Origin of the sequence: Mesorhizobium sp. B2-3-4 (assembly GCF_006442315.1) — a bacterium.
Taxonomy (GTDB): Bacteria; Pseudomonadota; Alphaproteobacteria; order Rhizobiales; family Rhizobiaceae; genus Mesorhizobium.
The window spans coordinates 481,691-494,311 of sequence record NZ_VFVY01000002.1 but is presented as its reverse complement, the minus strand read 5'-3'; the positions used below and the strand labels follow the sequence as shown (position 1 = coordinate 494,311).

General features: G+C 64.9%; 10 protein-coding genes and 1 pseudogene. 5 read left to right on the top strand and 6 right to left on the bottom strand.

What is annotated here, in order from left to right; genetic code table 11:
- Positions 1-2 precede the first annotated feature (2 nt).
- From FJ967_RS05950 to FJ967_RS05925, 6 genes and pseudogenes are all read right to left on the bottom strand, one after another.
- On the bottom strand, positions 3-860 hold the full coding sequence (locus FJ967_RS05950; RefSeq protein ID WP_140730762.1) for a carbohydrate ABC transporter permease: 858 nt from the start codon (positions 858-860) through the stop codon (positions 3-5).
- A 9-nt stretch (positions 861-869) separates the two neighbouring features.
- Complete coding sequence (locus tag FJ967_RS05945; protein ID WP_027046585.1) at positions 870-1,793, bottom strand: sugar ABC transporter permease; 924 nt, start codon at positions 1,791-1,793, stop codon at positions 870-872.
- Between the two features lie 158 nt (positions 1,794-1,951).
- Positions 1,952-3,397 carry an extracellular solute-binding protein gene (locus FJ967_RS05940; protein WP_140730761.1) on the bottom strand — a complete coding sequence of 482 codons (1,446 nt, stop codon included), beginning with the start codon at positions 3,395-3,397 and terminating at the stop codon, positions 1,952-1,954.
- Positions 3,398-3,442: 45 nt separating this feature from the next.
- Positions 3,443-4,417, bottom strand: a complete 975-nt coding sequence (locus FJ967_RS05935; RefSeq protein WP_140730760.1) for a sugar-binding transcriptional regulator — start codon at positions 4,415-4,417, stop codon at positions 3,443-3,445.
- Positions 4,418-4,844: 427 nt separating this feature from the next.
- A pseudogene (gene ftsZ, locus FJ967_RS05930) lies at positions 4,845-5,801 on the bottom strand (cell division protein FtsZ); the annotation flags it as partial.
- A gap of 203 nt (positions 5,802-6,004) precedes the next feature.
- Positions 6,005-6,937, bottom strand: a complete 933-nt coding sequence (locus tag FJ967_RS05925; RefSeq protein WP_140730758.1) for a GntR family transcriptional regulator — start codon at positions 6,935-6,937, stop codon at positions 6,005-6,007.
- 136 nt (positions 6,938-7,073) lie between these two features.
- Between FJ967_RS05925 and FJ967_RS05920 the strand changes: the two genes are divergently transcribed.
- The 5 genes from FJ967_RS05920 to FJ967_RS05900 are packed head-to-tail and all read left to right on the top strand — an operon-like array spanning position 7,074 to position 12,547.
- On the top strand, positions 7,074-8,267 hold the full coding sequence (locus tag FJ967_RS05920) for a C45 family peptidase (RefSeq protein ID WP_140730757.1): 1,194 nt from the start codon (positions 7,074-7,076) through the stop codon (positions 8,265-8,267).
- Positions 8,249-9,190: an ABC transporter permease gene (locus tag FJ967_RS05915; protein WP_140730756.1), complete on the top strand. Its 942-nt coding sequence runs from the start codon at positions 8,249-8,251 to the stop codon at positions 9,188-9,190. The genes FJ967_RS05920 and FJ967_RS05915 overlap by 19 nt, the downstream gene beginning before the upstream one ends.
- Positions 9,187-10,014, top strand: coding sequence for an ABC transporter permease (locus FJ967_RS05910; RefSeq protein ID WP_140730755.1), 828 nt, complete (start codon positions 9,187-9,189; stop codon positions 10,012-10,014). Before FJ967_RS05915 ends, FJ967_RS05910 begins: the two co-directional genes overlap by 4 nt.
- A 41-nt stretch (positions 10,015-10,055) precedes the next feature.
- Positions 10,056-11,687 carry an ABC transporter ATP-binding protein gene (locus tag FJ967_RS05905; protein ID WP_246675185.1) on the top strand — a complete coding sequence of 544 codons (1,632 nt, stop codon included), beginning with the start codon at positions 10,056-10,058 and terminating at the stop codon, positions 11,685-11,687.
- Positions 11,684-12,547: an alpha/beta hydrolase gene (locus FJ967_RS05900; RefSeq protein ID WP_140730753.1), complete on the top strand. Its 864-nt coding sequence runs from the start codon at positions 11,684-11,686 to the stop codon at positions 12,545-12,547. Before FJ967_RS05905 ends, FJ967_RS05900 begins: the two co-directional genes overlap by 4 nt.
- The last annotated feature ends 74 nt before the right edge of the window (positions 12,548-12,621 follow it).

Below are 12,621 nucleotides of genomic sequence, written 5' to 3'. Positions count from 1 at the left end.
ATCTATCCTTTCACCGCGCCAAGCGAGAGGCCTTCGACGAGATAGCGCTGCGCATAGAGGGCGAGCGCCAGCGTCGGCGTAATCGACAGCACGATGGCCGCCGAGATCTGGCCGTATTGAATGCCCGAGGAGGTGATGAAGGCAAGCGCGCCGACCGTCACCGGCTGCTTGTCGGCCGAGGCCAGCACCAGCGCGAAGACGAAATTGTTCCAGGCGAAGATGAAGGCGAGCAGGCCGGCGGCCGCGATGCCGGGGCCGGCGAGCGGCAGCGCGATCTTGCGGAAGGTGGCGAACCAGGAATGGCCGCCGATGCGGTAGGCATATTCGATGTCGGCCGGGATATCCTCGAAATAGCCGCGCACGATCCACAGGATCAGCGGCAGGCAGATCAGCTGATAGACCCAGATCAGCCCGAAATAGGTGTTGGCGAGGCCAAGCTTCTGGAAATAGAGGGTCAGCGGCAACAGAACCAGAAGCGCGGGCGCGAACTTGAACGACAAAAGCGTGAAGGCGATGTCCTCCGAGCCGCGGAATTTGTGGCGCGCGAAGGCATAGGCGGCGGGAACGCCGAGCAGCAGCGACACCGCGACCGAAGTCACCGACAGGAACACCGAGTTCCAGAGATTGCGCATGAAAGCGATGTCGAGCGTGCCGGCGGCCGTCATCAGCTTGCCGGTGATCAGCGCCGTGTAGTTGGCGAGCGTCGGTTCGAAGATAAGCTGCGGCGGAATGCGCAGGATGGTCTCGTTGGTCTGGAACGACATCATGAAGATCCAGAGGATCGGGAACATGAAGAAAATGACCACCAGCGTCAGCGCCACGCCGCGCAGGATGCGTTCGAGCAAGGAGGTGTGTTCCATTGCCGCCTCCTATGCCTGGCCACGGGCGCGTTCGCGCAGCCGCAGCCAATTCTTGATGAAGATGTTGGAGAGGAAGTAGGTGATCGCCCACAGGATGATCATCAGCGCCGCCGAGCGGCCGACATTGGTCGATTGGAAGAAGTTCAGATACGCCTCGACCTGGAAGACGGTCAGCGTGTCGCCCGGCCCACCCTGGGTCATTGCATAAATGATGTCGAACTGCTGGATGGAATCGAGCAGCCGGAACAAGGTCGCCGTCAGGATGTAGGGCGTCAGCATCGGCAGCGTGATGCGGAAGAAGACGAAGCTCCTCGGCACGCCATCGAGTGCTGCCGCCTCGAAGGGCTGCGTCGGCAGGCTGCGCAGGCCTGCGAGCAGCAGGATCATGATGAAGGGCGTGTAGACCCAGATGTCGACCAGCACCACGGTAAACAACGCCGTCGACGGCGACGAGGCCCAGCGGAAATCCTGCAGCCCGATCAGGCTGGCGAGATAGCTCAGCACACCGAAGCCGGGATTGGTCATCAGCTTCCACATCAGCGCGGCGAGTGCTGGCGCCGTCATCAGCGGCATCAAAAGCATGATCGAGATGAAATTGTTGAGCGTCGAGCGCTTCTGCAAAAGCAGGGCGATGGCGAGGCCGAGCAGCAGTTCCAGCACGACGGTGGTGCCTGCGTAAAGCAGCGAGACCTTGAGCGTGTTCCAGAACTTCGGATCGGTGAAGAAGGAGATGTAATTGTCGCCCCAATTGAACTGCCGGGCCCAGGGCTGGCTCAGCCGGTAGCGCTGGAATGAATAGACCACCGAGGTCAGGAACGGGATCAGGATGCCGATGCAGACCAGCAGGGCCGGCAGGCTGAGCACATAGGGCAGCACCTTCTTGCTGATCCTGAAGCCCGACGGCTTGGGCCTTTGCGATACCACCGCAGTCATCGAGCTGCTCCGTTGTTGCTGTCGCTTCGCCCTGCCGGCCGCCTAAGGGAGCAAGGCGACCGGTCGGGCGAAATGGCGGTCACCTAGCGGCACCGCATCGCAAGCTTGAAAGGTGTGACGAGGGCCGGCCCACCAGGCAGACCGGCCCGCGTTGCGACTTAACCGAGACCGGCTTCCTTGAGCTGGCCGTTGATGCTCTCGGCCAGCTTGTCGAGACCCTCGTCGACCGGCACTTCCTTGGCCACCATCTTCTGCAGCGTCGCCGCCCATTCGGTGGTGAGGTCGAAGAACAACGGCTGCGCGGTGAACTTGATCGAGGCGCCGGCCGCCGACGCGTCGAACATCTCGACATAGCCGGGGTAGCTCTTGTTCAGCTTCTCGCGGAACATCTCGTCCTTCCACACCGACTGGCGGACCGGATCGACGAAGTCCATCTTGGTGGCGCCGAACAGGCCGTGCTCGGGGCCGGAAGCCCATTGCAGGAAGTACCAGGTCGCGTCCTTGTCCTTGGAAAAGTTGGACATCGCCAGCGACCAGATCCAGATGTTGGGGGTCGAGGCCTTGGCTTCCGGATTGGCGGTGAAGGCGGCATAGGCGAGCTTGCCGGCCATCTTGTTATCGCCGCCATTCATGAAGTAGCCGAGGCAGTCGGCGTCGAAGATCATCGCCGAGGCGCCGGCGCCGAGATCGGTGCCGACCTGGTACCAGGTGTAGGTCGACCAGTCCTTGGGGCCGCTCTCCTGGATCATCTGCACCCATTTGGCATGGAAGGCCTTGGAGCCGGCCGTGTTCATCGCCGCCGCGAGCTTGCCATCGGCGGAAACGGTCAGATCCTTCTCGTTGAAGTTGGCATAGGCCGAGAGGAAGCCCGGATGGATCGTCGCCCAGGAGCGCGAGCCGCGCACGCCGATGCCGTAGACACCGCCGCCAATGTCCTTCTGCAGCTTGGCCGCGGTGGTGATCATCTCGTCCATATTGCCGGGAACGCCGACGCCGGCCTTGTCGAACATGCCCTTGTTGTAGGTGATGTTGTTCTGCTCGAAGGCCCACGGAATGCACCACTGCTTGGCATCTTCGGAACCGAGCGCGCCGCCGGGCTTGCCGTTCCAGGCGCAGGACGATTTGACGCCCGGCAGAAAATCGTCCCAGGCATAGTTCGGATTGGTCTTGGCCGGGTCCTTGATCCATTCGTTGAGATCGGTGATCCAGCCGGCGGGGCCGTAGGTCCAGGTCATGTAGGCGCCGGTCATGAAGGCGTCGTATTCGGGCGAGCTGGCCGACAGTGCCGCCGTCACCTTGTCGAAATAGACGTCTTCGGGGAAGACGTCATAGACGACGTTCATGCCGGTCAGTTTCTTGAAGTTCTCGAGGTCGGCGATCATCGCATCGGCATAGGGATGCTTGTTGAGCAGGAGCTTGATGGTCTTGCCCTTATGCGCCTGCCAGTCGAAATCGGCGGCGAGTGCGCGCGTCTGGCCCAGATTGAGCAGCGTGCCGGCGGTGCCGGCGGCAAGGCCCATGGCACCCAGGCCCTTGATCAGTCCGCGACGGTCGACCTGTCCGCGCAGGAAGGCGTCTATGAGGTCTTTCTCTTTCTCATGCATTTCGTCTTCTCCTCCACAGGGTAGTTTCAACTGGACTGTTGCCGGCTACCCGACCGGCGTCTCTTCCACGAGCGATCGCGCGGTCCGCTCGTCCGATATCAGGCCCTTGAGGTAGCGCCCCTCCAGCACCGACTTGATGGCGCGAACCTTGATCCTGCCGCCGGCAACGGCGACGATCCGGCGGCTGGCAATGTCCTCGCGCGTCAATGCCAGGGCCCGGTTGGAAACGGTCGTCGCCACCGCCCTGCCGGCTTCGTCGAAGAAATGGCCGAGCAGTTCGCCGACGCCGCCATTGCGGCGGATCTCCTCCATCTCGCCTTTTTCGATCATGCCGGTGGCGACCAGCGACGCCTCGCGTTCGGCCGTGCCAATGCCGGCAAACAGGAGATCGGCCGAACGGGCGAGGTCCAGGATCTCGCTGACCCCCTTCTGCCCGAGCAGCACGGCGCGGTCCTCGACGGTGTTGGCGAACATCGGCACCGGCATGACGTAAGCTTCCGCGCCGGTGCGCTCGGCGAGGCGGTGAATGACGTCATGCGGGTTGGCCGAAAATTTCCGCGTCAGGCCGCCGAGCAGCGAGACGAAGCGGATGCGGTCGGTGGTGGTGCGCGGCAGATACTCCACGCAGGCAGCCAGCGTGCGGCCATGGCCGACGCCGATCAGCGCTTCTTCGCCGCGCTCGATCTCGCGCTTGAGGAACTGCGCGCCGGCAATGCCGAGCGCCTTGAGCGGCAGGTCCTCGGAATCGAAATCCGGAACCACCTCGCAATAGTCGAGGCCATAGCGGCGCGACAGCTCGTCCTCGAGCTCGACGCATTCGGACACTTCGCCGTCGATATAGACCTTCACCAGGCCTTCCTGGTTGGCCTTGGTGATGAGGCGATGGGCCTTGAGGCTGGTCAGGCCCAGCCGCTTGGCGACCTCGGACTGGGTCAGCCCGCCGGCGTAATGAAGCCAGGCGGCACGCGCCGCCATGCTGGCATCATCGTCACGCAAGAGGCCGTTGCCGAACCCTACCATTTTCACCCTTTTGATATTTTTATCAGTTGATGCAAAATTTTTCACAGAGGCGCGATGGAGTCAAGCGGCCGCGGCCCGCAAATTGATGCCGGCGCGCAGAAAGGCCCTCGCATGCAAGGCCGGGATCGAGCGTCAAGGTCAGCTGGAGCCTTGCACTCGATCCTGTATAACCGTTTGTTTTTCCTTGAAATTATGAGGCAGAGCGCGACATGTCACGGCCAGCGCCTCGAGCCGGGCCAGCACTGAGTTCGACGCGCGAACGCCTGATAGCCGACACCCCGGCGGACGCCGGTCCGGATGCTGGGAACTGGCCGAGAGAGGATAGTCGGGCGGCTCTGGCTGATTCCTACTGGAGCGTGCGCTGCGTGTGCGGCGTCGGATGGCCGTGCGCGATGCCCGCGTCGACATCGCCCTCGCCGATTGCACGGTCGAGCCCTGTCGCCACCACCGAAACCCTGAAGCGGCCTTCCATGCTCTTGTCGAAGATCGCGCCGACGATGATGTCGGCGTCCTCGTAGACTTCCTCGCGAATGCGCGTGGCCGCCTCGTCGACCTCGAACAGGGTCATGTCCCTACCGCCCGATATCGACACCAGGACGCCCTTGGCGCCCTTCATGGACATTTCGTCGAGCAGAGGGTTGGCGATGGCGGCTTCCGCCGCCTTCATCGCCCGGCCGTCGCCGGACGCCTCGCCGGTTCCCATCATGGCACGGCCCATGCCGCGCATCACCGATTTCACGTCGGCGAAGTCGAGGTTGATCAGGCCTTCCTTGACGATGAGGTCGGTGATGCAGCTGACACCGGAAAAAAGCACCCGGTCGGCGATGACGAAGGCGTCGGCGAAGGTGGTCTTGGCGTCGGCGATCCGGAACAGGTTCTGGTTGGGGATCACGATCACCGTGTCGGCGGCCTCGCGCAGCCGCTCGATGCCCTCTTCGGCCATCTGCATGCGGCGCCTGCCCTCGAAGGTGAACGGCTTGGTGACGACGCCGACCGTCAGGATGCCGGCCTTGCGCGCCGCCTGGGCGATGATCGGGGCAGCACCCGTGCCGGTGCCGCCGCCCATGCCGGCGGTGACGAAACACATATGCGTGCCGGCCAGATGATCCATGATCTCGTCGAGCGATTCCTCGGCCGCGGCACGGCCGATCTCGGGCAGCGAGCCGGCGCCAAGGCCTTCCGTGACGTGCGCGCCAAGCTGGATCAGCCGCGTCGCCTTCGACATGGTGAGCGCCTGGGCATCGGTGTTGGCGGCAATGAACTCTGTTCCCTGCAACTGCTCCACGATCATGTTGTTGATCGCATTGCCGCCACCGCCACCGACGCCGATAACGGTGATCTTGGGTCTCATCTCGGAGATTTCCGGCTTCTTGAACTCGGCCATGCCTGTCTCTCCTTCGCCAATTGCGTGCGCTTCAGGACCCACGGGCAGACCGCCTGCGGGACATTGCAATCGAGCGGCATGACGCGAATCAGTCCGTTCGGGTGGGTGCCCCAAAAAGCCAGAGAGCGGCGGCGCGTGCAAGTGCGCGAGAGGTCAAGATTTGTATGACGCCATTGCACGGGCGGCGAAGGCCTTGCCAAGCCTCACGGCGCGCGTGCCGGCGAGGCGAATTCTGAAGCCTGGCGCAGGTGCTGGCGCAGCAACGCCTCCGCCCATTCGGTCTCGCCGGCCTCGACGGCGCCGAGAATGGCGAGGTGCTCGCGGCAGGATTGTTCGAGCCGCTCGCCGGGCAATTGCTCGAAGCCCGCGGATTCCTGCAGGCGGCGCAGATTGTTCTGCTGGCGCACGGCGTCGGCGAGGAAGCGGTTGCCGGAGCAGGCCGCGAGTCCTTCGTGGAATGAGGCATTGACGCGAAACCACTCATCGCCGCTGGCCAGGCTCTTGCCTTCGAGGATGGTCGACAGGATCCGCTCATGGGCGCGCCGCACCGGTGCCAGGAGCTGCGGGTCGGCGCGGAACATCGGCGAGCGCAATGCCGCGCATTCGACGACGATGCGGAATTCGTAGCTTTCCCGGTAGGCGTCCTCGCCGACCAGGGATTCGGCAAACCGCCAGCCATGTCCCGGCAAGCGCTGGACAAGGCCCTCGGCGGCAAAGCGCAGCAACAATTTCCTGATCACGCCGCGCGAGACTTCGTAGCGCGGCATCAGTTCCGCCTCCGAGACATCCTGGGGCAGTTCGCCCAGCGAACGGTCCCGCATCATCCGGCGATAGAGATCCTCGAGCGGCGAACTCGGCAGGATGTCTTCCGGATCGATCTCGGCGACATCGCGCGCCAGTTGCAGCCCCCTCGTCTCGAAGCCGGCCAGAATGCCTTGCGCCACCAGAAGTTCGAGGGCGGCACTGACGGGGGAGCGCGAGACCCCGAATGTGCGGGCAAGGTCCGGCACCGATACGCGCGTGCCGACCGCCCAGCCGGAATCACGGATGCGTTCGAGGATCCGGCGCGCCAGATCGATCTGCAGCGGGCTGGCTGCTGCCGCCGAGGCCAGCTGGCCGGTGGTATCCCTGCTCATGCGAATTCTCCGTGGTGCTTCGCATTATAGATGGGCCGGGCGGCGGATCGAAACGGTTATTTCGACAAACATTGTGCTTTTCATTTGCACAAAATGCACTATGGTTTGATCCATCAGCAATTCGAGGCTCCTTTCCATGACCGCAGTCGCGCCCTTTCCGCTCGTCGATGTCGGCGGAACTCCCGCCGAGCGCGGCAAGGCCTACGGCGAACAGGCGCGCGACCGCATCCACAAATCGGTGGCGCTCTATGCCGGGCAACTCGACCGCTTCGGGTTCGGCCAGCGCGATGTCGAGCGCTTCGGCAGCCTGTTCCTGCCACGGCTGCGGCAATGGGCGCCCGATCTCGTCGAGGAGATGGAAGGCATCGCCGCCGGCGCCTGTGTCGGCCTTTCCGCGATCCTGCTGGTCAATGCCCGCACCGAAATCCTGCAGCTGGCCAAGCGCGAGAAGGGCCTCTCGGACGACGAGCCCGACGGCTGCACGGGCGCCGTGATCCTGCCGGAGGCGACCAGGGCCGGCCGGCTGATCCACGGCCAGAACTGGGACTGGCGCGCCGAATGCGCCGAGACCTCGATCGTGCTGCGCGTACGGCGCCAGGACGGTCCGGACCTGATCACCTTCACCGAGGCCGGCGGGCTTGCCCGCAGCGGCTTCAATTCGGCCGGCATAGGCATCACGGCGAATTATCTAGAATCGGACCGCGACTATCGCGAGATCGGCATCCCGCTCCCCTTCATCCGCCGCCGCGCGCTGGAGGCACGGCATTTCGCCCATGCCGTCAAGGTGGTGGCGACGACCCCCAAATCCGGCTCCAACAACATGATGCTGAGCACGGCGGAAGGCTTCGCTGTCGACCTCGAATGCGCGCCCGACGAAGTCTTCCCGATCTATCCCGGCGACAACGGCCTCATCGTCCACGCCAACCACTGGCAAAGCGTGGTCGCGCTCTCCAAGCTGCGCGAAACCGGGCTCAACGACGTGCCCGACAGCCTCTACCGCGACTATCGCGTGCGCCGGCATCTGGAAGCGCGTCATGGCGAGATCACAGTCGACGACCTGAAGGCTTCGCTGTTCGACGATTTCGCCGCGCCGCTCAGCGTCTGCCGGCCGGCGATCCGCAAGGAGGGCGGCAACCTGTCGGCGACAGTGGCGATGATCCTCTTCGAACCGGCAAGCGGCATTATGGAGATCACGCCGCTGCCGGCCGAAAACCGCGAGTTCACCCGCTATGAACTGGCGATGGACGAGGCGGTTCTGGAAAAACTGGCCAGGCCGACCGGCCAGGCCTCAACCATGGTGCGGGAGACAAGATGGTCCGCTTCATCCTGACGCGCCTGGCCAGCGCCGTCCCGACCCTCATCCTGGTGTCGGTGGCGGTGTTCGTCATGATGCGCTTCATCCCCGGCGACCCGGCGGCATTGATGCTGGGTGATCTGGCAAAGCCCGGACAGGTCGAGGCGATGCGCAGGCAGATGGGTCTCGATCAGCCCCTGGCGGTGCAGTACCTGATCTGGATCGGCAATGTGCTGACCGGTGATTTCGGACACTCGATCGCCAATGGCCAGAAGGTGCTGCCGCTGATCCTCGACCGCTTCGCGGTCTCCTCGGTCATCGTGCTTCTGGCCGTGCTCGTCGCCTCGGCGATCGCGGTGCCGGCCGGCATGCTGGCCGCCTGGAAGCAGGACAGCCTGGGCGACATCGGCGTCGTCGCCACCTCGACCATCCTGCTTTCCATCCCGAGCTTCTGGCTCGGGCTGATGCTGATGATGATCTTCGGGCTTTACCTCGGCTGGCTGCCGATCGTCGGCTACGTGCCTTTCAGCAAGGATTTCGGCCATGCGGCGCTCTATGTGATCCTGCCGGTGGTGACGCTGGTTCTGGTCGAATCCGGACCGATCGCGCGCATGGCGCGCGCCAGCGCGATCGAGGTGTCGCGGCTCGAGTACATAACCCACGCCCGCGCCAAGGGCCTGTCGGAAAGCGCCGTCATCTGGCGCCACGCCTTCAAGAACGCCTTCGCCCCGACGCTGACCCTGATCGGCTTCGTGCTCGGCAGCCTGCTTGCCGGCATCGCCGTCATCGAGACGGTGTTCACCATACCGGGCCTCGGCCGCCTTCTGGTCGACGCGATCTATGCCCGCGACTATCCCGTCGTCCAGGGCACGATGCTGTTCGTCGCCTTCATCTATGTCGTGGTCAACCTCATCGTCGACATGGTCTATCCCCTGCTCGATCCCCGGGTGACGGCATGAGCGCCCGCGCCCTTGCCCGCCCGGGGCTGAAGTTCAATGCCGTCTTCGGCGTCACCGTTACCGCGTTGCTGATCCTGCTGGCGGTGGCCGGCCCGTGGATGGCGCCTTACGATCCGCTGAAGCTCGACCTGCCGGCGCGGCTCTCGGGACCGTCGGCCGCACATCTGCTCGGCGCCGACGAATTCGGTCGCGATGTCCTCAGCCGCCTCGCCAGCGGCGCGCGCACCAGCGCCTGGATCGCGTTTGCGACCGTCATCTTCGCGCTGGTCGCCGGCACCGTGTTCGGCGTGCTCGCCGGCTTCCTGCGCGGCTGGACCGACCGCCTCATCATGATGGTCAACGACGCCTTCCTCGCCTTTCCAGGCCTGCTACTGGCGCTCGGCCTGATGGCCGTCATCGGCGCCAGCCGCGACGGCATCATCGTGGCGCTCGGCCTCGCCTATATGCCGATCGTGGTGCGCGTGGTGCGGGCCGCCGTGATGTCCATCCGCGAGCGCGAATATGTCGAGGCCTCGCGCGTCATGGGCAACAGCGAATTCATCACCATGGCGCGGCATGTGCTGCCCAATTGCGTGGCGCCGATCATCGTGCTCGCCACCACCATGTTCGGCTGGATCATCCTGTCGGAAAGCGCGCTGAGCTTCCTTGGGCTCGGCGTGCCGCCGCCGGCGCCAAGCTGGGGCAACATGCTGTCGACCGCCCGGCCCTATATCAGCCAGGCGCCGCATCTCATCATCTTGCCGGGCCTGTGCATCTCCATCACCTTGCTCGGCATCAACATGCTGGGCGACGCGCTGCGCGACTGGCTCGACCCGAAAATGTGAAGCGCGGGACCATGACCGTGGCGACAGGAAACAGGAACACGATGCTTTCGGTGCGAAACCTGTCGATCTCGGTCGGGCCTGCCGGCAAGCGCGTCGTCGACGACTTGAGCTTCGACCTTGCCTCGGGCGACATGCTTGCGCTGGTCGGCGAGTCCGGATCGGGCAAGACGATGGCCGCCCGCTCCGTCCTCGCGCTGCTGCCGCCGCCGCTGGTGACGACGCCCGACAGCGCCATCCTCTTCGATGGCCAGAACCTCGCTCGTCTTGCGCCGCAGGGCTTGCGGGCCATCCGCGGCGCCGAGATCGGCATGGTTTTCCAGGAGCCGATGGTCTCGCTCAATCCGGCCATCACCATCGGCGAGCAGATGGCCGAAGGGCTGCGCTTGCACCGCCGGATGGCGCGCGCCGAGATCAGAGACCGGTCGCTGGCGATGCTGGAACGAATCCGCATCAAGGATCCCGGCAAATGCCTCGCCGCCTACCCGCATGAATTCTCCGGCGGCATGCGGCAGCGTATCATGCTCGCCTCCGTCATGCTTTTGAAGCCGCGCCTGCTGATTGCCGACGAGCCGACAACCGCGCTCGACACGCTGGTGCAGCGCGACGTGCTCGACCTGATGGTGGAACTGACGCGCGAGAACGGCACGGCGGTGCTGCTGATAAGCCACGATCTTGGCATGGTCTCGCACTATGTCCGAGATGTCGTGGTGATGCGCGAAGGCAAGGCGGTCGAGCAAGGCAACAGCACCGAAGTGCTGCACGCGCCTCGGCACGAATACACCAGGCGGCTGGTCGATGCGCTGCCAAAGCGCAGCGCCGGTGGATCGAGGGGCACCGTCTCTGGCGAGCCGCTGGTCGAAATCAGTGATGTCGTCATCGATTATCCCGGTCGCCGCCGTCTGTTCGCGCGCACCGAGCCGAAGCGCGCCGTCGACGGTGTCGATCTGACGATCCGGCGCGGCGAGACGCTGGCCCTGGTCGGAGCGTCGGGCTCCGGCAAGACGACGCTCGGGCGCGCCATTGTCGGCCTCATCAAACCATCGTCGGGGACGATCTCGTTTCTCGGCAAGACGATCGCCAACAACGGCGGGGCGGATGCCCGTGCGCTGCGCCGCGACATGCAGATCGTCTTCCAGGATCCCTATTCCTCGCTCGATCCGCGCCAGCGGATCGCCGACATCGTGGCCGAACCCTTGAAGCTCGATGCCGGCATGGACAGAAGGCAGCGGACCGCACGCGTCGAGGACATCTTCGAGGAGGTCGGCCTGACGCGCGAGCTCCTCCAGCGCTTTCCGCACCAGCTCTCCGGGGGACAGCGCCAACGCGTCGCCATCGCCCGCGCCATCGCCCGGCGGCCGGCCTTCGTGGTGGCCGACGAACCGGTGTCGGCGCTCGACATGACGGTGCAGAAACAGATCCTGCTGCTGATCCGCTCGCTGCAGGCGCGTTACGGCTTTGCCTGCCTGTTCGTCTCGCACGACCTCGGCGCAGTGGAGCAGGTTGCCGACCGCGTCGCCGTCATGCAGGACGGACGGATCGTGGAGATCGGCGACCGCGACGCGGTCTTCGACAATCCACGGCATGCCTATACACGCTCCCTGCTCGACGCGGCGATGCTGATCGACCGCCGCTTCGCCGGGAGTGCCGATGCGAGGCGGGCCGCGGCGCAATGACCGCCACGGCAAAAACTGTCTCGGGCAGTCCCCGCAAGCTCGGCTATTACGACCGCGGCGCCACGCCCTATTTCGCCAGCCGTGCCGACCAGCGCTTCTCCTACTGCCTGTTCGTGCCGGAGGACTATGAGATCGACGGGCAAGACCGGTACGACCTGGTCGTGCTGGTGCACGGCACGGCACGCTGGGCCGAACACTATCGCTCAGCCTTCGCCGATTTCTGCCGCCGGCAGCGCGCAATCGTGCTGGCGCCGCTCTTTCCCGCCGGTGTCACGGCGCCGGGCGAGCTTTCCAGCTACAAGCTGATGCGCGATGGCGGCATCGCCTATGATCGGGTGCTTTTGGACATGGTCGCGGAAGTGACCGGGCGCTACCGCCTGCGTGGCGACCGCTTCCTGATGCACGGCTTTTCCGGCGGCGGTCATTTCTCGCACCGTTTCCTCTACCTGCACCCGGAGCGCCTGCTGGGTGTTTCGATCGGCGCGCCGGGCATCGTCACCCTGCTCGACGTCGAGCATGATTTCTGGGTCGGGCTGCGCAACTTCGAGCAGATCTTCGGCAAGCCGCTCGACCTCGCCGCGATCCGCCGGGTTCCGGTGCATCTGGTGATCGGCGCCGAGGACAAGGAGACCTGGGAAATCCGCCTGACACCGCAGGACTCCTGGTGGATGCCCGGCGCCGAGCGCCTCGCCGAAGCCAACCGCCTGGAGCGCATGGCGGCATTGCGCGCCAGCCTCGAGGCGCATGGCGTGGCCTGCGTCCAGGACATCGTCGCCGGGGCCGGCCATGACGGGCGTGCGATGCTGGAGCCGGTGCAGGCATGGATGGCGACGCAGCTTGGCAGGGTCCGCGCCGAGTAGAAGACCCGGATTCGTGACCGGTCCGGGTGGCGGCGAGCGAGCGGTTCAAAAATGAAAATGGCCGGAGGCAAACG